Source organism: Mycetocola sp. Y791 (assembly GCF_059445325.1).
The window spans coordinates 500,549-522,929 of the sequence record NZ_JCAIUC010000004.1; the positions used below are offsets into that span (position 1 = coordinate 500,549).

General features: G+C 64.0%; 18 protein-coding genes and 2 tRNA genes. 12 read left to right on the forward strand and 8 right to left on the reverse strand.

Features of this window, described 5'->3' with window-relative positions; genetic code table 11:
- The first annotated feature begins 159 nt into the window (after positions 1-159).
- The 4 genes from AC1C2N_RS15435 (at position 160) to AC1C2N_RS15450 (ending at position 4,688) form a co-directional block, all read left to right on the forward strand.
- Positions 160-1,254: a YlbL family protein gene (locus AC1C2N_RS15435; protein ID WP_495434493.1), complete on the forward strand. Its 1,095-nt coding sequence runs from the start codon at positions 160-162 to the stop codon at positions 1,252-1,254.
- An 84-nt stretch (positions 1,255-1,338) separates the two neighbouring features.
- The gene (locus AC1C2N_RS15440) at positions 1,339-4,272 is read left to right on the forward strand and encodes a UPF0182 family membrane protein (RefSeq protein ID WP_483404555.1); all 2,934 of its coding nucleotides are present in this window, start codon (positions 1,339-1,341) and stop codon (positions 4,270-4,272) included.
- A 134-nt stretch (positions 4,273-4,406) separates the two neighbouring features.
- Positions 4,407-4,480, forward strand: a tRNA-Met gene (locus tag AC1C2N_RS15445).
- Positions 4,481-4,614: 134 nt separating this feature from the next.
- Positions 4,615-4,688 (forward strand) — tRNA-Met (locus AC1C2N_RS15450).
- Between the two features lie 647 nt (positions 4,689-5,335).
- On the opposite strand, the gene AC1C2N_RS15455 is transcribed toward AC1C2N_RS15450, so the two are convergent.
- Positions 5,336-6,679, reverse strand: a complete 1,344-nt coding sequence (locus AC1C2N_RS15455) for a M23 family metallopeptidase (RefSeq protein WP_495434469.1) — start codon at positions 6,677-6,679, stop codon at positions 5,336-5,338.
- Between the two features lie 337 nt (positions 6,680-7,016).
- Complete coding sequence (locus tag AC1C2N_RS15460; RefSeq protein ID WP_483404553.1) at positions 7,017-7,349, reverse strand: DUF7882 family protein; 333 nt, start codon at positions 7,347-7,349, stop codon at positions 7,017-7,019.
- A gap of 75 nt (positions 7,350-7,424) precedes the next feature.
- Between AC1C2N_RS15460 and AC1C2N_RS15465 the strand changes: the two genes are divergently transcribed.
- Positions 7,425-8,240, forward strand: a complete 816-nt coding sequence (locus tag AC1C2N_RS15465; protein ID WP_495434470.1) for a carbon-nitrogen hydrolase family protein — start codon at positions 7,425-7,427, stop codon at positions 8,238-8,240.
- Between the two features lie 13 nt (positions 8,241-8,253).
- Here the strand turns inward: AC1C2N_RS15465 and AC1C2N_RS15470 are convergent, their stop codons facing one another.
- Positions 8,254-9,450 (reverse strand): aminotransferase class I/II-fold pyridoxal phosphate-dependent enzyme, encoded by a 1,197-nt coding sequence (locus AC1C2N_RS15470; protein WP_495434471.1) that lies wholly within the window; start codon positions 9,448-9,450, stop codon positions 8,254-8,256.
- Positions 9,451-9,568: 118 nt separating this feature from the next.
- On the opposite strand from AC1C2N_RS15470, the gene AC1C2N_RS15475 reads away from it, so the two are divergent.
- The 7 genes from AC1C2N_RS15475 (at position 9,569) to AC1C2N_RS15505 (ending at position 17,123) form a co-directional block, all read left to right on the forward strand.
- A complete protein-coding gene (locus AC1C2N_RS15475; protein WP_495434472.1) occupies positions 9,569-10,141 on the forward strand; it encodes a hypothetical protein in 573 nt (190 codons plus the stop codon).
- A 14-nt stretch (positions 10,142-10,155) separates the two neighbouring features.
- Complete coding sequence (locus AC1C2N_RS15480; protein WP_495434473.1) at positions 10,156-10,941, forward strand: PKD domain-containing protein; 786 nt, start codon at positions 10,156-10,158, stop codon at positions 10,939-10,941.
- Between the two features lie 238 nt (positions 10,942-11,179).
- Entirely contained in the window at positions 11,180-12,847 is a 1,668-nt protein-coding gene (locus AC1C2N_RS15485; RefSeq protein WP_495434474.1) for a S1C family serine protease, read from the forward strand.
- Positions 12,848-13,011: 164 nt separating this feature from the next.
- Positions 13,012-14,100, forward strand: coding sequence for a glycosyltransferase family 2 protein (locus AC1C2N_RS15490; protein WP_495434475.1), 1,089 nt, complete (start codon positions 13,012-13,014; stop codon positions 14,098-14,100).
- Positions 14,081-14,896 carry a CDP-alcohol phosphatidyltransferase family protein gene (locus AC1C2N_RS15495; RefSeq protein ID WP_495434476.1) on the forward strand — a complete coding sequence of 272 codons (816 nt, stop codon included), beginning with the start codon at positions 14,081-14,083 and terminating at the stop codon, positions 14,894-14,896. The genes AC1C2N_RS15490 and AC1C2N_RS15495 overlap by 20 nt, the downstream gene beginning before the upstream one ends.
- Complete coding sequence (locus AC1C2N_RS15500) at positions 14,889-15,770, forward strand: glycosyltransferase family 2 protein (RefSeq protein ID WP_495434477.1); 882 nt, start codon at positions 14,889-14,891, stop codon at positions 15,768-15,770. Before AC1C2N_RS15495 ends, AC1C2N_RS15500 begins: the two co-directional genes overlap by 8 nt.
- Before the next feature lie 18 nt (positions 15,771-15,788).
- A complete protein-coding gene (locus tag AC1C2N_RS15505) occupies positions 15,789-17,123 on the forward strand; it encodes a CDP-glycerol glycerophosphotransferase family protein (RefSeq protein ID WP_495434478.1) in 1,335 nt (444 codons plus the stop codon).
- 12 nt (positions 17,124-17,135) lie between these two features.
- Here the strand turns inward: AC1C2N_RS15505 and AC1C2N_RS15510 are convergent, their stop codons facing one another.
- From AC1C2N_RS15510 to AC1C2N_RS15530, 5 genes are all read right to left on the reverse strand, one after another.
- The gene (locus AC1C2N_RS15510; RefSeq protein ID WP_495434479.1) at positions 17,136-17,990 is read right to left on the reverse strand and encodes a hypothetical protein; all 855 of its coding nucleotides are present in this window, start codon (positions 17,988-17,990) and stop codon (positions 17,136-17,138) included.
- 82 nt (positions 17,991-18,072) lie between these two features.
- Positions 18,073-18,816 (reverse strand): ABC transporter ATP-binding protein, encoded by a 744-nt coding sequence (locus tag AC1C2N_RS15515; RefSeq protein WP_483404542.1) that lies wholly within the window; start codon positions 18,814-18,816, stop codon positions 18,073-18,075.
- Positions 18,816-19,634, reverse strand: a complete 819-nt coding sequence (locus AC1C2N_RS15520; RefSeq protein ID WP_495434480.1) for an ABC transporter permease — start codon at positions 19,632-19,634, stop codon at positions 18,816-18,818. The genes AC1C2N_RS15515 and AC1C2N_RS15520 overlap by 1 nt, the downstream gene beginning before the upstream one ends.
- A gap of 59 nt (positions 19,635-19,693) precedes the next feature.
- Positions 19,694-20,386, reverse strand: a complete 693-nt coding sequence (locus tag AC1C2N_RS15525; RefSeq protein WP_495434481.1) for a phosphocholine cytidylyltransferase family protein — start codon at positions 20,384-20,386, stop codon at positions 19,694-19,696.
- A gap of 550 nt (positions 20,387-20,936) precedes the next feature.
- Positions 20,937-21,302, reverse strand: a complete 366-nt coding sequence (locus AC1C2N_RS15530) for a hypothetical protein (RefSeq protein WP_495434482.1) — start codon at positions 21,300-21,302, stop codon at positions 20,937-20,939.
- Positions 21,303-22,381: the final 1,079 nt, after the last annotated feature.

The following is a 22,381-nucleotide window of genomic DNA, read 5'->3' on the forward strand; positions in this document are numbered from 1 at the left end:
CATCGTGCGGTTGCTCGATCTACGCTAGTGCGTGAACCTCTGAGTTTCGCGTGGCTTCGGCTTGCCGGTGTCCGCCCGCCGCGAACAGCACGAAAGGCCGCAGTGACCCTCTATCTCCCCTCGACGCCTGAACCGGACGAGCAATACCAGGCGACCGAAATCGAACTCGAACGCCAGGAACGCGCCCAGAAACGGTCGCAGCGGGGCTGGCTGGCACTCGGGCTGTCATTCGTGATCCTGCTCGCGCTCGCGCTCTGGCCGAGCTCGTATGTCATTCAGCAGCCCGGCCCGGTATTCAACACACTTGGCACCGTGGAGATCGACGACAAGAAAGTGCCGATGATCACGGTCGATGGCGCGGAGACCTTCGAGACGAGCGGAGCTCTCGATATGCTCACCGTTCAGGCGGTCGGCAATCCTGAGCAACGACCGAACTGGTTCGAAATCACCCTCGCGTGGTTCAACCCGAGCAAGACAGTTGTTCCCCTCGAGTCGGTCTTCCCCGTCGGCGAAACCACCGAGGAGCGCGACGCGCAGAACGCAGCGCTGATGGTCGATTCGCAGCAGGACGCTGTTGCCGCTGCGCTCACCGAGCTCGGATACGAGTTTCCCGCACAGCTCACCGTCGGCCAGATCGCTGACGGTGCCCCGGCCGAGGGTGCACTCAAGGTGGAGGACGAGATCATGGGCGTCAACGGGGTGCCGGTGACCGACCTCGCCTCGCTCCGGGAGGCCATCGCCGACAACGGCACAGAGCAGGCCGCGACGTTCGACATCGTGCGTGCCGGGGTCCCGATGACGATCTCGATCACACCGACGCCGGCAACTGCGGCCGACGGCACAGAAACCGGCGTCATCGGAATCGCAACCAAAATGGTCTACGACTTCCCGATCGACGTGACAATCCAACTCGATAACGTCGGCGGCCCGAGCGCCGGCATGATGTTCGCGCTGGGAATCGTGGACAAGCTCACCGAGGGTGAGCTCAATGGAGGTGCGGATGTCGCTGGCACCGGGACCATCGACGCCCAGGGTGCTGTCGGCGCCATCGGAGGCATCCGCCAGAAACTGTTCGGGGCGAAAGACGCGGGGGCTGAATACTTCCTCGCTCCTGAGGCCAACTGCAACGAGGTCGTCGGGCATGTGCCCGACGGACTGAGCGTCTTCAGCGTCGCGACCCTCGACGACGCCGTCACCGTTCTTGAGGCGATCGCCGACGAATCTGGACTTGAGATGCTCGCTACCTGTGAGTGAGCGGTGACCGCTGGCCCGCGGGGTCAGAGCGGCTGATCTCCCCAATAGAATGAAAGTCCGTCCGAGTATTGACAGAGGCCAAAATTGACTTCCGCTACATCCGCAAATTCCACAGCACCGAATAAGACACGAGCACCGCTGGCGATCACGGCGGCTGTAGTCGGCGCCCTCGTGGTGGCGTTCTTCATCTTCGCGGGTCTTTACTCTGATTTCCTGTGGTTCCAGCAGGTTGGCTTCACCAACGTGCTCACCACTCAGTGGTTCGCCTCCGCGATCATGTTCGTCGTCGGCTTCCTGGGCATGGCAGTGCCCGTCTACGTCGCGATCCAGCTCGCCTACCGGCTCCGCCCCGTCTACGCGAAGCTCTCGAGCCAGCTCGACCGATACCAGGAGCTCGTCGAGCCGCTTCGCCGCGCCGCGACCTACGGCATCCCCGCGCTGCTCGGCCTCTTCGCAGGCTTCTCGGCGGCGACCCGCTGGGAGACCGTGTGGATCTGGTTCAACCGCACACCGGCAGGAACCGTTGATCCGCAGTTCGGCCTCGACGTGTCGTTCTACATGTTCGAGCTTCCGTTCTACCGCGGCCTCGTCGGATTTGCATCGGCCGTCATCCTCATCGCGACCCTCCTCACCGTCGCCGTCTGCTACCTCTACGGTTCGATCCACGCGACGGGTCGCGAGTTGCGCATCTCGAAGGCCGCCCGAATCCAGATCGCGGTTCTCGCCGGGCTGTACCTCGCCCTGCAGGCCGTCTCCATCTGGCTCGACCAGTACGCGACGCTCAACCAGACCGGTGACCTCATCACGGGCGCGAACTACACCGACGACAACGCGACGATCCCCGGCCGCGTGATCCTCGCCGGGATTGCCGCGCTGGTCGCCCTCTTCTTCTTTGTCACGGCCTTCATCGGCCGCTGGCGTCTTCCGATCGTCGGAACGGCGCTCCTGCTCGTTGCCGGACTTCTCGTCGGAACCGCATACCCGTGGGTGGTGCAGCGCTTCCAGGTCGACCCGAACGCCAAGAGCCTCGAGCAGCCGTATATTCAGCGCAACATCGACCTCACTCGTGAGGCCTACGACGTCAAGGACGTCGAGGAGATCCCCTTCAACGCGAAGACCGACACGACGGCCGGTGCGCTCCGCGCGGATGCCGAGACAACGGCATCCATTCGTATCATCGACCCCGCGCTCGTCAGCCCGTCGATTTCGCAGCTCGAGCGATTCAAGAACTACTACGCGTTCTCCGAAGACCTCGACGTCGACCGCTACTCCATCAATGGCGAGAGCCAGGACACGGTCATCGCGCTTCGTGAACTGAGGCAGGACGCCGAAGACAACTGGGTCAACAACACGCTCGTGTACACCCACGGTTACGGTCTCGTCGCCGCGTACGGAAACCAGCGTTCCGTCGACGGTCAGCCGGTCTTCCTCGAGTCGGGTATCCCGACCACAGGGGCGCTCGGCGACTTCGAGCCGCGGATCTACTTCGGCGAGGCCTCTCCCGAGTACTCGATCGTCGGCGGGCCCAAGGACGCGACCCCCATTGAGCTCGACTACCCGTCAGGTGAAGAGGGAAACTCGGAAACCTACAACACCTTCGACGGTGACGGTGGGCCGAAGCTCGACAGTGTGCTCAACAAGCTGGTCTACGCGCTCAAGTTCCAGTCTGAGCAGATCTTCCTGTCGGATGCCGTCACCAACGAGTCGCAGATCATGTACGACCGTGACCCGTCGACGCGTGTGCAGAAGGTCGCTCCGTACCTGACGCTCGACTCCGACCCGTACCCGAGCGTCGTGGACGGTCGGGTGGTCTGGATCGTGGACGGTTACACCACGTCTGATGCTTACCCGTACTCACGGACGGTGGGACTGTCGACGGCGATCGCTGACAGCGAGAACAACGACCAGCGGTTCGCGCTCGACAACATCAACTACATCCGGAACTCCGTCAAGGCAACAGTCGACGCGTATGACGGCTCGGTCACTCTCTACGCCTGGGACACCGAGGACCCGATCCTCAAGACCTGGCAGAAGATCTACCCGTCGTCACTCCAGCCGATCTCCGAGATGAGCGGCGACCTGATGAGTCACGTGCGTTACCCGGCCGACCTGTTCAAGGTCCAGCGGTCCATCCTCGGCCAGTACCACGTGACCGACGCGGGCAAGTTCTACTCCAAGACCGACGCATGGTCGACTCCCGTCGACCCGCAGTCGGAGGCCGCGGAGAACCTTCTCCAGCCGCCGTACTACCTGACCCTGCAGATGCCGGGTCAGGAAGCTCCGACCTTTTCGCTCTACTCCACCTTCGTTCCGCGAGGAACCGGTGACAGCGCGTCGAGCGTCCTGACCGGCTACCTGGCTGTGGACGCTGACGCTGGAGCCGACGACGGAACGATCGGCGACGACTACGGCAAGATGAGGCTGCTGACGCTTCCGAAGGAAGTGACAGTGCCGGGTCCGGGTCAGGTGCAGAACGCGTTCAATACCGATCCCGAGGTCTCCTCGCTCATCAACCTGCTCAAGCAGGGACAGTCGAAGGTCCTCAACGGTAACCTGCTGACCCTTCCTGTCGGAGGTGGCCTGCTCTACGTGCAGCCGGTCTATGTGCAGTCGACCGGTGAAACAAGCTACCCGCTGCTCCAGAAGGTCCTCGTTGCCTTCGGTGATCAGATCGCGTTCGAGAACACTCTCGATGAGGCGCTCGACTCGCTGTTCGGTGGTGACTCCGGTGCAACCGCCGGTGACACGAATACGCCTCCGACCGACGACCCGATCGTTCCTGAACCGGATGCCGGTGGCGAGGCGAGTCCTGACACTGACGCGGGTGACGGCGGTACCGGTGGAACCGAGACCGGTGACCCCGCAACCGACGCCGAAATCAAGGCAGCACTCGAAGAGGCCAGGACCGCAATGGCGGAGCGCGACGCCGCTCTCCAGGCCGGAGACTGGACCGCGTACGGCGAAGCCGACAAGCGGCTCTCTGAGGCTCTGGCACGGGCGATCACGCTGATCGGCTAGCGAGGCCTGACGTGTGGGGTGATGACCGATAGCGGTCATCACCCCACCTTTAGTTAACGAGAGACGACAGCTCCCGTCCCTGCGGCGCTCGATTCGCGCGGCAGGAAGACCCGTGATAGAGTAATTTCTTGTGCCGCGGGGTGGAGCAGTTCGGTAGCTCGCTGGGCTCATAACCCAGAGGTCGTAGGTTCAAATCCTGCCCCCGCAACAATAAAGGCCCGGAATCGAAAGATTCCGGGCCTTTTGCTTTGCCTTCTGCGGTGCCTTCACGCGGATCCGAAACGGTGGCTCCGGCCCTCGGTCAGGGGGCGGCCGATCCCATGCTAAGGTTGATTCTTGTGCCGCGGGGTGGAGCAGTTCGGTAGCTCGCTGGGCTCATAACCCAGAGGTCGTAGGTTCAAATCCTGCCCCCGCAACAATAAAGGCCCGGAATCGAGAGATTCCGGGCCTTTTGCTTTCCCCTCTGTGCTGTCAGGACGCTGTGTTGTCAGGACGCCGTGTTGGGCTGACGTCGCTTGTTGCGTGAAGCTGTTTGTCGCTTTGGCGCTGTACGCCGGCGTGGCTCGCTGTGGGCGCCGCGGGTGCGTGTGTCGGTCAGGCAGGCAGGGGGTGCGGGGTCACGCGGGGGAGTGCCAGCGGAAAACCTGCGCAGCGCCTCGGCGCGAGGAATGCCCTGAGGCCGACAGGGATCGCCGCACCGCCTCCGGGTGGTCCGGTCCGTTTTCAGGGTCCTGGTGCGGCACTGAAGGACGGGGTCCGCCCGTCGTCGGTCGGACTCGCATGCCTGGACAGCGGCATCCGGCTGAACCGGGCATACGGCCCGCTGGGCGGCCCGTATGTCTGGACAGCGGCATCCGGGCGAACCGGGCATCCCCACGATTCGGCATCGGTGGCCGGTCTGTCCTGCGTCCCGTTGAGTGGGGGGAGAGACAGACAGGGTGCCACGGCGAAAGTGGCGTACCGCGATGGCATGCCTGACGGTGCGCCAGACGGCGTACCTGAATGGCGTGCTGAAGCTTTGTACCCGAAGGGCACGCCTCAGCGACGCGCCTCAGCGGTGTGCTTAGACGACGACGCCCTTTTCGCGGAGGAACGGAGCCGGGTTCGTGTGCTCACCGTCGACGTTCACCTTGAGGTCAAGGTGGCATCCGCTGACAACGCCCGTCGCTCCAACCTCAGCGATGACGTCACCACCGGCAACCGTGTCACCGACCGCGACGGAGTAGGAACCGCTCAACAGGTGACCGTAGATGGTTTCGGTACCGTCGCCGTGATCGATGATGACGCGGTTGCCGTAGGCACCGGCATTGCCGACGAAAGTCACGCGACCGGCGGCGGTCGCTTTGATCGGTGTTCCGCAGGCGCCGGCGAAGTCCATTCCTTCGTGGAAGGAGTTGGAGCATCCGACGCTGTTGCAAATGAGGCCGCGCGGGCCGTACTTCGACGTGATCACTCCGGGAAGCGGACGCCACCAGCCGCTCGCAGAAGGAGCGAGGTACGCGGCAAGCGCCGTCGCGTTATCGAAGATGTACGTGCTTGACGCGTAGGCGGCGTCGAGTTCTTCTTCGCTCGTAGCGGAGTACCCGTCACGCTCGAGTTCTGCGAGGGTGACGTCGCCGCTCACCGTGAGGGACTGGCCCTTCACCGCGCTGCTCATGATCTGCTCGTTGGCGTCAGCAACGGCACCGTCGGAGGGGGCGAACGCGTATGCGGGAAGAGCAACCGTGGCGAGAAGACCCGGAATCGCGAGGGCCACGATGCTCGTCGAGCGCAACGAGCTCCAGCGGCTCTTCCGTTCGGCGGGAAGCAGGCTTTCTGTGTCGCGCGCGACTGACGCGGCCGCGACAGTTGAGTTGATGGCTGCATCAGCGGACAACCGACGTGCGGTGGCACGGGGCGCGTGCGCGGACGTTGGTGGTGCGATGAAAGCTGCGGCGAGGAAGGCCGAGGTGTCGTTGGCCAGCACGGGAGGCTCGATGCGCTGTTCCGCCTGTGCCTCCTGGCTGGTCGCTGCGCCAGCGGTTACGGTTTCTGCCGAATCCGCCCAGGCCGGCGTCGGCAGAACGATTTCGTCGATTTCGACGGGCTGCGCTTCGGCATCAGGTGCAACGGCGGGTGGGAAGATCGTAGTGGACTCGGCCGTGGTGGACGCTTCGGCGCGGTCGATGGTCGGCATAGCCGTGCGGTTGCGGCGGCGGCGAAGAAGGGGCGCCTCTTCGGCGTGCGCGAGCGAGGTGGCGACGGCTTGCTCGGCAAGGAGCGTTGCTTCTGCCTGAAGCGCTGCCTGCATCCTGAGGCTGCGACGGCTGGGGAGCTGCTCACCTGCGGTGACGGGAGGGGACTGCTGCTCGGTGCCTCGAGGGGTCGACTGGACGTTCGAAGGCTGGGGGGCAGCAGTATTCGCCAAAGTGTTTTTCTCCGGGCCTCAGGAACAATTACGGGTGATTGCGTCGTCATTCAACGTAGATCGGGTTTATCCAGACGAGGAGACGATGTGAGGCGCCTCGCGTGGAATCCTTTGGCGCTGAAGAGGCCGGTGGACATCCCAAGGTTACGCTAAATTACTGGGCATTGCATCTTAAATGCCAGATTTATAACAGGTTTATAACGTGAATAATTAGCAAATAAAACGTATTCGACACGAAAAGCAGCAAGAACGTGTACGGGATCGGCGAATTGCGCAACGAATCGTGCGACGAACGAAGGCTGGACTCAGGAAAACTGAATCAGGCGTCCAGCTCGGCTCAACTGCCGTTTGCGCGCACCGGCGGCATCTTGTCTGCCTCTGCCTCGCTCACGAGGTGCAAGCCGCGTGGGCCGAAGGATGAATCAGCGAGGACCTCGAGCCAATGACGGTTGAGCTGAGGAGGCTTGCTGCCTACGAACCTGAACTGGAGAGGGATAGCGGGGGAGACCCAAACCGAAACGCGGCCGGATCCGTCTTCGGGACGGTGCTCCCAGCTGACAAAGAAGCCCTCCTGGCGGCGGAGCTTTGAGCCGATAACGATTTTGAGGTGAGCAAGGGCGCGGTCATCGATTTCATATTCCGTGCCATCGCCGTAGACGAGGTATCCCATGGGATCATTCTGCACGACAGGGCAGGCATTGTCCGCATCCGGGACGAATCGGTTCTCGATGTCTATGCTGGGCGCATGACCGAGCACGCTCCGATAGGTATTGCCGTTGCCCAGTTCAGCCCCGGTGCTGATGTGGACGCAAATCTCCTGGACATCCGGGTGCTCGCCGAGCGCGCCGCGGAGCGCGGGGCCGACGTCGTCGTGTTCCCGGAGTATTCCAGTGCTTTCATCAACCCCCTGGGCCCCGAGCTTGTCGCGCGGGCGGAGCCCCTCGACGGGGTGTTCGTCGAGACGCTGGCCGGGGTCGCGCAGGACCTCGGAATTCACCTGGTCGCGGGCATGGTGGAGCGCACGGGTGACGCCAGCCGATTCTCCAACACGGTTATCGCGGTCTCCCCGCAGTCCGAACTCGTCGCCAGTTACCGCAAACAACACCTCTACGACGCTTTTGGGCAGACCGAGAGCGACTACGTTGTCGCCGGTGATCTGTCGGATCCCGAGACGTTCACTGTCGGCGGTCTCCGGACGGGAATCCAAACCTGTTATGACATCCGATTTCCCGAAGTGACCCGGCGCATTGTTGACGCCGGGGCAGACGTCGTGCTGGTTCCCGCTGAGTGGGTACGCGGACCGCTTAAAGAACACCACTGGAAGACACTCATTACCGCGAGAGCGATCGAGAATACCGTGTACGTCGCTGGTGCAGACCACACGCCCCCCATCGGGGTCGGCAACAGCATGATCGTGGATCCCGCCGGCATTCAGGTCGCTGGCATCGGCGTGGAGACCGATGTTGCCGTGGCTTTCGCGTCGGCGACCCGTGTCGCCGACGTCCGGGAGTCCAATCCCGCTCTTGAATTGCGGCGGTTCCGCGTCGTCCCTCGCACCTGAGTGGAACCGACGGTCAACGGCCGAGTCGAGCCAGTTGGGCTGCGGCCCGTTCGAGCACGTCGACCTTCTTGCAAAAGGCGAATCTCACGAGCGACGCATAGTCGGCGAGGTGCTCCGCGCTCACGAACGCCGCGAGTGGAACAGCGACAACACCGGCGAGGTCAGGGAGGCGGCGACAGAATTCCGTTGCATCCTCGAATCCCAGCTCGGCGGCATCCGCGACGATGAAGTACGAGCCGTCGGGCTTCGACAGTGCGAATCCGGCCGCGTCGAGACCGGATGCCAGGAGGTCGCGTTTGTATCGGAGGCCGTCGGCGACCGCGGCGAAGTAGTCATCGCCCAGCCGGAGTCCCGCCGCTATGGCCGGTTGGAACGGCGCGCCGTTCACATAGGTGAGGAACTGCTTGACGGTCGTAATCGCGGTGATGAGGGCCGCTGGCCCGACCGCCCAGCCGATTTTCCACCCGGTTGTATTGAAGGTCTTACCGCCGGAGGAAATCGTGATCGTCCGGTCCCACGCCCCGGGCAGGCTGGCGACGGGCACGTGCTCGACGCCGAAGGTGAGGTGTTCGTAGACCTCGTCGGTGACCAGTATCGCGTCGTGCTGGTGCGCGAGCTCCACGAGAAGCTCGAGCGTCTCGCGGGAGAGCACTGAGCCGGTTGGGTTGTGGGGGTTGTTGATGAGGATGATCCGCGTCCGGTCGGTGACCGCCCGGCGCAATTCCTCATGGTCTGGCTGAAAGTCAGGCCAGCGCAACTGCACCGTGGTGTGCCTTGCGCGCCCGAGCGCGATGAGGCCGCCGTACGCGTCATAGAAGGGCTCGAACGTGAGAACTTCGTCGCCGGCATCGGTGAGGGCGAGGATCGTTGCTGCCAGTGCCTCGGTGGCGCCCGCGGTGACGAGAACGTCGGTGTCAGGGTCGGAGGGGATGCCGTAGAAACGCTGCTGATGCTCAGAGATCGCCGCGCGGAGCTCGGATGTGCCGCGGCCGGGCGGGTACTGGTTCATTCCGTCGCTGATCGCGCGGTGTGCTGCATCGAGGACCTCACGCGGACCGTCCTCATCCGGGAATCCCTGCCCCAGATTGATGGCGCCCGTTGAGGAAGCGAGCGCGCTCATTTCAGCGAAGATGGTCGCGGCAATCGAGCCGTCTGGCCGGAGCAGTCCGGCGCCTTCCGCTGTCCGCTGCCAGGAGCCGTGCACAGTCATCCGTATCCTTTCGCGAGTCGACATTCGTTGTCACTCGCCTTCCTAGGCTATCCGGCCGGAGACCAGAGCCTGTGGATAACTCCCACAGGATCAGGTCGATTTGCTCTACCGTGACTGCATGGAACGCGGCGGGCGACACCGGATGCCGATGCTCGTGCGCGCGGTCGCTGCCGGTGTCGTGGTTGTGAGTGCGGCGGTGCCCCTCGTTGCCTGTGCCCAGCCAGCACCGCAGCCCACCCCCACTCCGACCGCCATCTTCGCGAGTGAGGAAGAGGCGCTCGCCGCTGCGACTGACACTTACGCGAAATACTCGGCGGCGCTCGACGGTGTGTACGCAGCCGGGGGTGTGGATACCGCAGCGCTGGAACCGTTGGTAACGGAGGAATACTGGTCGGCGATTCGTGACGACAGAACGTTAGTCGACCGCGGGTGGCGGACCGTCGGTACCTCCAGCTTTGACTCAATCGCCATTGTGGATTCGCATCTGGCAGCACCACCGTTCGACCTCGTCGCAACGTTGTGCAAAGACGTCACGTCGGTCCGCATTGTTGATGGCAGCGGCGCAGACGTCACCCCCTCTACACGGCGCGATCGGTACCCCTTAACGGTGACGTTCCGCTCCCATCCGGAGGACCAGACGAGTTGGCTAGTGGCTGAGAGCGACCCGGGAGCGGGGGAAGAGTCGTGTTAGCAAAGTCTGTGGGGGTGGCAATCCTCCTACTTCTCGGCGCTTCTGTCCCGCATATTGCGCCGAGTTCGGTGGTTGCGGGATCGTGTTCAGAGGTTGCTCAAGATCTTGACCTCTGCACCGGCGGCAGCCTGGAGAATGGCGAAGCCATCATCCGGGGCGACCAGGGCAACGGCGGTGGGGGAGGTGGCGGCGGAAACGGTGGCGGCGATGATACCGATGGCCGCGCGGATGACAACGGTAACGCGGATGGATCCGACGGCCCGGGAGGGATCGACCGCAACGTGCAGTGTGTCTCGGGCGAGCTGTGTCTCCCCGACGTCGTGACCATCAGCGACCTCGCTCGGTTCCGTCCCGCAGCTCCTGCACTCACGATGGAGCCTGACGGCTGGCTCCTGATCGGCCTTCCCGCCAATTTCATCGCCGATACGAATCGCCACATCCAACCGGGTGTGCTCTTCGACGTTCCGATTGAGGTTCGGTTCACACCAGTGAGTTATTCCTGGTCGTGGGGAGACGGTTCTCGTTCGCGAACAAGTGTGCCCGGTTCGACGTGGGCCGAGCTCGGACTGCCGGAGTTTTCGCCGACGGCCACGAGTCACGTCTTTGCTGACACCGGCGTTTACGCCGTCACGGTCACGGTGGCGTTTGCCGTGGAGTACCGGGCGGCGGGATCGTCGTGGATAGGGATTGATGGCACGCTGTCATCGCCTGCGGTCACCATCGCGGCGCTCGCGGGCGATGCCAAGACCGTCCTCGTGGACAAAGAGTGCAACAGGAACCCCGCTGGCCCCGGCTGCTGACGACTGCGAGGACATCCGGACCCGTCGGGCCCTCGACAGGTCGGACCCTCGACAGGACGAAGGTCCCGGGCCCGATTAGGGCAGAGTAGGTAGTCTCTGGGTATGTGAGGTCCCGCTCCGTGGCAGTTCTTCGCGGGCTTTTGATGTCCCAGCCCACCCATGGCCCGCTCACAGGCAGCGTGAATGAAACGCACAGCTCCGACCGGGATGCTGATTGTGCTTTGGAAGGAGCGCCACCATGACCGACCACTCTCAGGACTCGAGTCCAGACGGAGACCAGCAGCGTCCCTCTGCGCAGAACCCCGATGCCGCTAGCCGGGCGCACGAGGGCACGCCCCCCGCCCCGCGCCTGCCACAGCCGGCAGCCGGGCAGGGATCGACCGACGGCGGATCGATCGGGCAGAACCCTGACCGGGCAACGCCGCCTGAGGGTTCTCCCACCGCGGCCGCCGCTCACGATTTCGGTGCATCGCCCACGCAATACCCGGGCCACGACCGCACCTCGCCCCAGAATGCCACGGCGCCAACGGGGGCACAGCGCCCCACCGGCAACCAGTACCCGGGCTCTTCAGCCGGAAACGGTTATGACGGCACGTCGCACTTCGCTGGCAACGCGTACCCGACACACGCCGATCCCGCGAGCGCCGCTTACGGCCCGAACGGATACGCGCCGGGGTCGCACCCGCAACCGCCTGCTCCTCGCGAAAAGCGTCGGTCGAACGTGGGGCTCCTGGTCGCCGGTCTCGCGGTTGGAGCGCTCGTTGGCGGCGCTGCCGGTGCGGGTACGTCAGCCCTGATCATGTCCAACCAGTCGGGCACGGTCAGTCCGAACGCCACGGGGTCAGAGAACATCACCATCAATGACACGTCGGATGTCTCGCTCGTGTCAGCCATCGCGGCCAAGGCGTCCCCGAGCGTTGTCACGCTTTCTGTCGAGGGCAGCCAGAGTGCGGGGAGCGGCTCAGGAATCATCCTGAGCGAGGACGGTTACGTTCTGACCAACAACCACGTCGTCACTCTCGATGGGCAGCTCAGCGACCCGGCGATCCAGGTGACCAGCAACGACGGCAAGCTCTACGACGCAACGGTGGTCGGCACGGATCCCGCGTACGACCTCGCTGTCATTCAGCTCGAGGACGTGTCCGGGCTGACTCCGATCGAATTCGCCGACTCGAACAAGCTCAACGTGGGTGACCTTGCTGTTGCAATTGGCGCGCCGCTCGGTCTCGCTGGCTCCGTCACCGACGGGATCATCAGCGCCCTGAACCGAAGCATTACCGTTGCCTCGTCCGCTGTTCCTGAAGAGGGTTCCAACGGGGACGACACCGAACAGGACCCGTACGACGTGTGGGGCTTCGACATCCCGGGCCAGACCCCAGAGTCGGCCCCCAGCGAGCAGGCGGTTATCTCCCTTTCGGTCATCCAGACGGATGCCGCGATCAACCCCGGTAACTCCGGTGGTGCGCTCGTGGATGCTGAGGCGAAGCTCATCGGTGTCAATGTCGCCATCGCAACCGCAGGCTCCGATTCGAGCCAGGGCGGCAGCATCGGTGTCGGGTTCGCCATCCCATCGAACGTCGCGAAGCGCGTCGCGGAGGAGATCATCGAAGACGGTGAAGCGACTCACGGGCTTCTCGGTGCCACCGTCGGAGATGCGGCCAGTGCCGAAGGCAGCCCGGTCGTCGGCGCATTGATCAACGAAGTGACTCCCGGTGGCGCCGCCGAAGAGGCAGGCCTCGCGTCGGGAGACATTGTGACCAACTTCAACGGGTATCCGATCACGGGGGCTACGGACCTGACCGCACAGGTCCGGGCGCTCGCAGCCGGCGACGAAGCCGAGGTCACGTATGTGCGCAACGGCGACACAAGGACGGCAACGGTCACGCTCGGGCAACTGGTCCTCTAGGCCGAGAACGAATCACCCAGCCGACAACGGACCAGGCGCCCGTGAGCTTCTGCTCACGGGCGCTTGCTCTGCGGGCGTCGCGCTGTCACCGCGCGTGTGTCTCGCAGGAGACCCCCAAATCCTCACTGGTAGGCTCAAGCCGACCAATTCAGCGAGTGGAGACCATGACTGAGAACTCATCAGTTGGCGGAACCGCCGAACTCGTCGGTGTTTCATACGTCATGCCGGTTCTCAACGATGTCACCCACGTCACGGCAGCGGTTACCAGTCTGCTCCAGCAGGACTACCAGGGGCCGTTTGAGATTGCCATTGCTGTCGGCCCGAGTATCGACGGCACCAACGAGCTTGTCGATGAGCTTTCCCGCGCAGATCCCCGGATCCGTGTAATTCCGAACCCCGCCGGCTCGACTCCCGCCGGACTGAACATCGCCATCCGCGCGACTACGTACCCCGTGGTCGTCAGGGTGGACGCCCACTCGGTGCTTCCTCCGGATTATGCCCGACTCGCTGTAGAGGCGATTGCGCGCACCGGGGCCGACAACGTTGGCGGCATCATGGACGCCCAAGGGACGACCCCGTTCGAGCGTGCTGTGGCGCGCGCGTACGGCAGCAAGGTCGGACTGGGCGGGACGCCCCATCATGTCGGCGGAGCCGAAGGGCCAGCCGACACGGTGTACCTCGGCGTATTCCGTCGGGAGCCGCTGGAACGGGTGGGCATGTTCGACGAACGTATCAAGCGCGGCCAGGACTGGGAACTCAATCGCCGCCTGCGGCAAGCGGGGGGCGTGGTCTGGTTCACTCCCGAACTCAGGGTCACCTATCGGCCCCGGCCGCGACTATCGGCACTGGCCCGGCAATTCTTCTCGACGGGCATGTGGCGTGGCGAACTCACGAGGCGGTTCCCGAGCAAGAACACCCTCCGCTACTTCGCGCCGCCCGTCATGGTTCTTGGCGTGGGCATCGGCGTCGTGCTGGGAATCATCGGACTGGTGCAGGTGGCGATGGGCGGTCCCGCCATTCTCACGCTGGGCTGGGCGATCCCCGCCCTCTATCTTCTCCTCGTCATTGGCGCGACGGTTACGGTGGCCAGACGCGACGGCGTGAGAACGCAGCTGTGGTTTCTCGTAGTGTTGCCCTGTATTCATTTCTGCTGGGGAGTCGGCTTCGTGCTCGGCTTCCTCTCGCTGGCGAGCAACATCTCAGCGTTGAAGAACGAAAGAACCGGAGGTTCGAGTGTCGGAAGCGTCGGCTGAACGCCCCCTCAAACCACGCTCGATTTCGGAACTGCGGGACGTCGCCCAGCCGCCCGAGGTGCGGGGGCGGCGCAACGCGGAGCACTGGACGGCATCGCTCTACCTGCGCGATATCTCGCCTTACCTGACCTGGCTGCTGCTCAGGACGCGGATTTCTGCGAACGGGGTCACCGGCCTCATGATTCTCACCGGGTGGAGTGTCGCGGGTGCCCTGCTCATCCCCGGGATCTGGGGTGCGCTTCTCGGGCTGGTCCTCGGCCAGCTGCAGATGCTCGTGGACTGCAGCGATGGTGAAGTCGCCCGGTGGCGTCGCACGTCTTCTCCTGCAGGTGCATTTCTCGACGCCGTCGGTCACTATTCAACCGAGTCACTCATTCCGCTGGCCCTGGCCATCCGCGCCGCTGGATACCCGTTCGACGCTCCCGCGGATTACCTGTACACGACGCTCGGAGCCCTCCTCGCGCTCGTCATCGTGCTCAACAAGGCCCTCAACGACATGGTCAGGGTCGCCCGGGCGAACTACGGTGCGGCAAAGCTCACGTACAGCGAAAGTGAATCAGCTCCGAGCGGGGGAGCGCTCGCGGTTGCCCGCAAGATTGCGAAGTTCCTGCCGTTCCACCGGATCTTCCACTCGGTCGAACTCACAATGGTGATCTTCGCGGCCGCCGTCGTCGGACTGTTCGTCGGTGAGGTCGTCGCCATGCGCTGGGTGCTGGTGATTCTGCTCGGTGTGGGTCTCGTCACACTGTTCGGGCACTTCGTCGCGATCATGTCGTCAAAGCGTGTCCGTGCCTGACGCAGCGAACCAGCCGACCGTCGGTGTCGTGATCCTCACCCAGGGGACGCGTCCCGATGACCTGGCCCGTGGCATCCGCAGCGTCGAGGCGCAGCTGGGTGTCGATCTCGACATCGTCGTCGTCGGGAACGGCTGGCAGCCGATCGGGCTGCCCGACGGTGTGCGCGGCCTCGGCCTCACCGAGAACCTCGGCATTCCCGCCGGCCGCAACCGGGGTGCTGCCGCGGTCGGCGGCGACTACATCTTCTTCCTCGACGACGACGCGTCGATTCCGGATGCCGGTTTCCTTGCCGCGTGCATCGACCTCGTGAAACAGCAGCCCGACATCGGGCTGGTGCAGCCGCGGCTCGACGACCCCACCGGCATCCCGTCGCCCCGACGGTGGATTCCGCGCATTCGCAAAGGTGACCCGCGGCATCCGAGCAATATCTTCTCCTGCCTTGAAGCCGCCGTATTCCTGCGTCGGCCGGTCTTCGATGCCGCTGGCGGCTGGGCCGACGAGTTCTTTTACGCTCATGAGGGCATCGAGCTGGCGTGGCGGGTGTGGGACCAGGGAAAACGTGCGTGGTATGCCGGCGACCTCGAGGCGAATCACCCGGTGGTCGAGCCAACGCGTCACACCGAGTACTACCGGCTGAACGCACGCAACAGGGTGTGGCTGGCGCGGCGTAATCTGCCGCTCGTGCTCGTTCCGGTCTACGTCGCGACCTGGACCGGGATCCAGTTACTGCGCTGGTGGAAGAAGCCCGCTGCGTTGAAAGCGTGGTTTGGCGGCTGGCGTGAGGGCTGGCGCGCGTACCCGGGTGAGCGGCGCCCTTTGCGGTGGCGCACGGTTGTGCGGATGACCCGCGCTGGACGGCCGCCTGTCATCTAGTTGGGTACCCTTGAAGGCATGGGTGTACTCGGCGACGCGCGCAAAGCCGTCAAGATGGGCAGGAACCTTCTGGCCAACAGACGTGCCAGGGGTGAACTGTCGCAACGCCTCGCGAAGCTGCCTCCGCTTCAGCCGGGCAGGTACAAGATTGCCGTCTATTTCGCCGACGGCGAGGTGAACATGTACCAGATCCGCCAGTGGTACAAACCGCTGGAGGAACTGGCCCGCACCTGGCCGGTCGTCGTGCTGAGCCGGGGAGCAACAGCGGCCACGAAGCTCTTCGAGGAGTCGCCGCTGCCCGTCGCGTACGTCCGGACGGTCGCCTCCCTCGAGCAGACGCTCGCGGAACAGGACATCCGCATCGTGTTCTACGTCAACCAGAACGCCAAGAACTTCCAGATGTTCCGTTACGGACAGCGCTGGCACGTTTTCATCAACCACGGTGAGAGCGACAAGATGTACATGACCACGAACCAGTTCAAGGCGTATGACTACAGCTTTGTCGCCGGTGATGCCGCGCTTGCCCGCCTCGAGAAAGTGCTCTGGGATTACGACTTCGACAAGCGCGCAATCAAGATCGGGCGCCCACAGGCCGATCACTACTCCGGCGAGCTCCCGTACACCCCCGACGAACGCACAGTGGTGCTCTACGCGCCGACCTGGGAAGGCGACCGCCGGTCGGCCGCCTACGGGTCGATCGCCAGCCACGGCGTCGCTCTGGTCCGCGCGCTCCTGGCGACGGGCAAGCACCGTGTCATCTACCGACCGCACCCGCGAAGCGGTGTCGTCGAGCATTCATACGCTGCCGCCAACCGCGAGATCATCGGTATGCTCGCCGCGGCGAACGCCTCTGACCCGACGGCCGGGCACGTACACGACACGGGTTCCGAGCTCGGCTGGCAGCTGGCGTCGGCCGATGTTGCAATCGTCGACATCTCGGCAATGGTGTACGACAGGCTGGCCAGTGGCAAGCCGCTCATGATCACACGGCCGGTCGACCCGGAAGCGAAGATCGACCTCGGCGGCTATCTCTCAGCGTGCGAGTGGCTGGACGCCGGTGAAGCCCCGAACATTGTCCAGCACACCGACAGGCTGCTCCATGATCCGGATGCCGTCGGTCGGCTCGCGGAGTGGGTCGAGAGGTACTTTGGAGATACAACCCCGGGGGCAGCGACCGCCCGCTTCCACGCGGCAGTGCAGACCCTTATGGAGCGGTGGGACTACTTCGCCGCCCTTCATGCATCGGACGAAGAGCAGCAGATTTCCGCGCCTCCGGCTCCGGTATCCGCGACCAGGGCGGAACAGAGCGAGGTCCCAGCGGAGGGAACGGGCGAGGACGACGACGAGGGCTGAGGCAAGCGACGGTCAGTCGGGCCGTTCGGCCGAGCGGCTGGCCTTCGGCTGACGCGACCGCGTCGGCATCCGCTCGCGCAGCGCTCGAACCGTTGTTGACACACGTCCTGGCCCTTGCCTGGCTTCGAGCTCGAGCGGCAGCACAAGCGGGGCAGGGCCGAAAGCGCTTCTCGACGCCTCAACCACCTGTTTGCCCGCGAGGTGGTTTCCGATGCCGCCGATGGCCGCACCAATCCCGAACGGCATCGCCTTGCCGACCAGCGAAGAACCCTGATTCCGTGCGAAGTGCTTCAGGAAGCGTCGTTTCAATTCGTCTGCGACGGGGCCCATAACGGCCTGTGGAACGTTCGAGGCGACCAGCTGACCCCAGTACTTCGTGCGCGGCGGCCCACCTCTCAGCGCCTGCCCGGTGAACTGCTTGACGAGGTCGGTGCCCGACTTTCCGAGCATGAGCGTCATCACCAGCGCGCGGGAGCGCACCGGGTCGTCCAGGGCGATTCCGTGCACCTCGGCGATCGACTGGGCGAAGAGGGCTGTGGTTTCGAGGAACCCGACGGTTTCAGCGCCGGAGAGCGCGATCGTGATTCCGGTGCCGAATCCTGGCACCATTGCCGTGGCGCCGACGGCCGCGCCCCCGGATGTGATGGCCGCCAGGTACCGCTTTTCGAGAACGCGGATGAGTTGCTCCGGAGTGGCTCCAGGGTACTGGCGGCGGACAGCACGAACGTGCGCAACGACCACGGGCCGTTGTACTGACAGGGTCTTGTCGATGCCGCGCAGCCAGAGCGGCCCCCTGGCGGGATCCATCGGTGTCGGTGCGGTGAAAGCGTCGTCGACGATCCGGACCCGTTCAGACTGTGTACTCATGGAACCCCCAAATGACGCGTGGCGCAGGACTTCAAGCTTAGGTTCGTACGCTGGGAGAGTGTCGGGCTTGACGACGGGCTCGTCAGCTGTGGTACTGGGCGTTATACCTGTCGAGGACCTCGTTGATCGGGCCGTCGAGAATCAGCTTGCCCTTGTCGAGGTAAAGGCCGCGGGTGCAGAAGCGCCGCAGATCCTTCTCGTTGTGGGACACGAAGAAGAGCGTGCGCCCACCGGCGAGCAGTTCTTCAATGCGCCGGTAACACTTCTCCCTGAACCCGCGGTCACCGACAGCCAGGACCTCGTCGACCAGAATGATCGGTTCTTCGAGCATGGAGATGACGCTGAATGCGATCCGAACCTTCATCCCGCTCGACAGGTGTTTGTAGGGGGTGTCGATGAAGTCGCTGATCTCGGCAAACTCGATGATGTCGTCGAATCGCGCTTCGATCTCACGCTTGGTCATACCGTGCAGACCGGCGGTGAGAAAGACGTTGTCGCGAACAGTGAGGTCGTTGACGAAGCCTCCCGTGATCTCGATGAGAGGAGCGACGCCGCCCGACACCCTGACCTGGCCCTCGTCGGGGAGGACGACTCCGGCGACGAGCTTCAGCAGTGTGGATTTGCCCTGGCCGTTCCGGCCGACCACGCCGATCGCCTCGCCCGGCATGACGTCGAAGCTCACATTGCGGAACGCCCAGAATTCGCCCGGGCGCGATCGTCGCGTGTTACCTGAGAACAGATCCTTGAAATTACGGCGACCACCGCGATTGCGGCGGAATCGGATGCCGGCGTCGACGACGCTGATGACTGGGGCTTCTCCCGGCATCACAGCTCCTTCAGGACAGTGCGTTCGGAGCGCTTGAATACCCACAGCCCGACGAACAGGAAGAGGACGCTCATAATTGCGGAGACAACCACCGGGTACCAGTCGAGTTGCTGGGGGAAGAACGCGGAGCGATACAACGAGAAGATGCCTCCGAGCGGGTTGAACGCGGCGAACGGCTGCAGTTCGGCCGGGAGGTCTCCGAAGCCGTAGACAATTGGCGATGCGTAGAAAAGGAAGCGGAGGACGAGCTTTACGGCCCGCTCCAGATCCCTGAAGAACACGACCAGTGGGGCGACGATCAGGCAGACGCCCACGGTGAGGGTGGCCTGGATCAGAATCGCGAGCGGGAACAAGAGTACGTCCCAGCTGAGTGCGGCCCCCGTGAAGAACGCGAACGCCGCGAGGACGGGAAGAGCGGCGACGTACTCGATCCCTTTGGACAGCACGAGCCGGTTTACCCAGATGGTGCGGGGAATCGACGTGGAGCGCACGAGTTTCGCCTCACGGATGAAGGCCCGGGTGCTGTCTGAGACGGCGCCGTTGAACCACATCCAGGGGAGGAGCCCGGCAAGGAGGAAGACGATGTACGGGTCTTCACCCACCGATCCACCCCGGCCGAATACCACCACAAAAACGAAGTAGTAAATGAACGCCATGACCAGCGGGTCGAGGATGGACCACACGTAGCCGAGAGCGCTCGTCGAGTAACGCACGCGGAGATCCCGCTTCGTGAGAAGCCAGAGGGCGTTGCGGTATCGGGTGAGGTACGACCGCTGTGTGCGGTGCGCGCCGGGATCAAAACTCACAGGCACAAACATATCCGCAAACGAAGACCGGCACGGTCAGTGACGCGTGCCGGTCGTTCGAACGATGGTGATCAGACGTAGAGGTTCGCTCGCTCGAGGTCTTCTGCGAAGTCAACTTCGACGGCGTAAAGGTCGGAGATGTCGACAGGCTCAACAAGCATCCGGTCCTGCGCGATTGCGAGCTCGATTCCGCGCTCGAAGTAGTCCTGGTCGTCGACACGAGCCAGCTGGCGGAGCAGGTTGGCCTTGTCGTCGCGGGAGACGTAGTTGATGCCTACTGCCTCGCCGAGCCCGCCCTTGACGGTCTTGGAGAGTTCCTTGATGTAGCCCTCGGCGCTCGTTGTGTACTTGACCTCTTCGTCGGACACCTTTGACGTGTTGACGGTGACGAATGACTGGTCGCGCGCTATCATCACTGCCGCACGATCCAGAACGGCGGGGTCGAAGACGACGTCACCGTTCATCCACAGCACGCCACCAGGCTGCGACGAGTTCAGTGCACGCATGAGGCTCTTCGAGGTGTTGGTCTGGTCGTACTGCTCGTTGAAGACGAACGAGGCGTCCGGGAAAGCTTCGATGATGTGCTCGAGTTTGTAGCCGACAACGATCGTCACCTTGACGTTCTTTCCGAACGCGTGGTGGATGTTGTCGAACTGCTGCTGCATGATGGTGCGGCCGTCGCTCAACTCGGTGAGTGGCTTCGGAAGTGAACGGCCGAGTCGGCTTCCCATACCTGCTGCCAGAATGACTACCTGGGTGGTCACGAGATTCTCCTCAAGATTGATTCACGTTGTCCGGCCGCCGTCTGTGGCGAAATTTACGCGGAGTTAACCTGAAAGTAGATGAAACGACACCCCGTTATGCCTTTGCCTACGTTAGCGCGGCACCTCTACTGGGGCCAGCATCAGGACGACCGTTGTTGTCGTATCGTAATAAGGCACTCGGCGTATTGACAGGTTCGGTTGTCACGCAAAATGCCGTCGGCCTCGAAACGGGCACGGCCAAAGGGTAGGTTGGATCAGTGACTATTGTGCCGCCCGCTTCCCCCGACGACACACCAGAAGACTCCATGAATGATTCACGGATCGATAGCTCGCAGAGCGCGTTCGGCGGCAGCCGGACAGGGTCCGAAAAGGACCAGAATCTCGACAGCGAACTCGCGCCGGCGGCAGAGTCACCCGCCAAGCCGAAGGCCGCAGCGAAGCCCCGAACCGCGTCGGCGAGGAAGAAGCCAGTCAAGCGAACACCGGAGCCCGCTTCAGCGGCAACCGCTGAGGGAACGGCCGTTCCCGGTGTTGAGGATGGCGAGGGTACTCAACCCGAGAGCGCCGGGCCAGTGGCGAAGAAGGCCGCTCCCCGCACCCCCCAGACCAGAACGCCGCGGGTATCCAGCACGAAGGCCCAGACCGCTGCTGCTGGCGGTGCAGGTGACGATGGGCCGGATGATTCGTCAGCTGTGATCCCCTCGGCGACCGAAGTCGCGCCAGCGCCAAAGAAGAGCGCACCACGATCGACGCAAGCCAGGAAGAAGCCTGCCAGGCCCACCGCGGCAACCACAGGAGAGACACCAGGCTCTGGGGTCGCACCGGTCGCACCGGTTGCTCCGTTGTCCACCGGCGGTGACGCCGACGCAACGCCGGCAGTTCCGAAGAGAAAGCCCCCGGTGAAGAGGGCTGCCACGTCGGCGCCGAAGGGGAAATCCGCCGGAGCGAAAACAGGGACGGCCCGAAGTCAGGCTGCTGCTGCCGTGGCAAAGTCGCCCTCTGGCATCGTCCAGCACGTCGCTCCGGGGTCTCAGGAGATTCCCCCGGCGCCGCCTCTTCCCGTCCTTCCTCCGGTTCCTCCCATGCCGCCGCTGCCGTCGGAGGTTGTCACTCCGGCTGTCACGAATGACAGGGATGGCAGGGGGAGTGTCGACGAAGATCACGCAGCAGCGCCCGGTACCGCAGCAGCGCCCGAAATCTCCGAGGTCGCGGACACGTTGACTGCGCCCGTGACCTCCGACGCCGTGGAGACGTCGACAACGCCTGTGAGCGACATGCCCGCCGACGAGGCCGCCAGGCCGCCGCGCGCTCCAGACCAGCTGCCCCCGCTTCCTCGGATGTCCGCGGAAGAGGCTGCGCTCCGCTTTGAATCCATGCCGGATGCCGCAGAGCAGGCCACAGGGCTGGAGGATCACGAGCCCCTGAAGTTTGTGTGGAGCAAGCGCTGGCCGTTCCTCACCCTCGTCCCGGCTGACGCCACGGTGACGGATACGAAGGCCCCGACCGACACGGCAAAGGAGACGGACAGCGTTGCCATCGCCGGTGTTGCCAACGACGGTGTGACGAACGAGAGCGTCACCAACGACGGCGTCGCCAGCGACAGCGTCGCCAACGACCGAGCTGCGTCCGAGGCTGACGAAGCCCCGGCTGCCGCTCAGGATGACCTCGGTGGCAGCGCCGAACCCACGGTGGACGACTGGTTCGATTTCGGCGCCGACACCGACACCGACGATCACGATGACGTCGAGCGCACCGACATCCGCGATCACGACGAACAGCCCGACGCTGGTGATCACGACGAACAGCCCGTGGCCGTCGATAACCGCCCGGCAGACGACACCGACGCGCCATCGGCTGATCCCGCGTGGGCGGACGCCTCGTGGACGGACGCCGCGTGGACCGGGACAGCGTGGGATGACACCGACTCGGCCGATTCGGATGTACCGACCTCAAGCAATCCCATCGGTGATGACGTGACCATCGAGCTCCTGACGA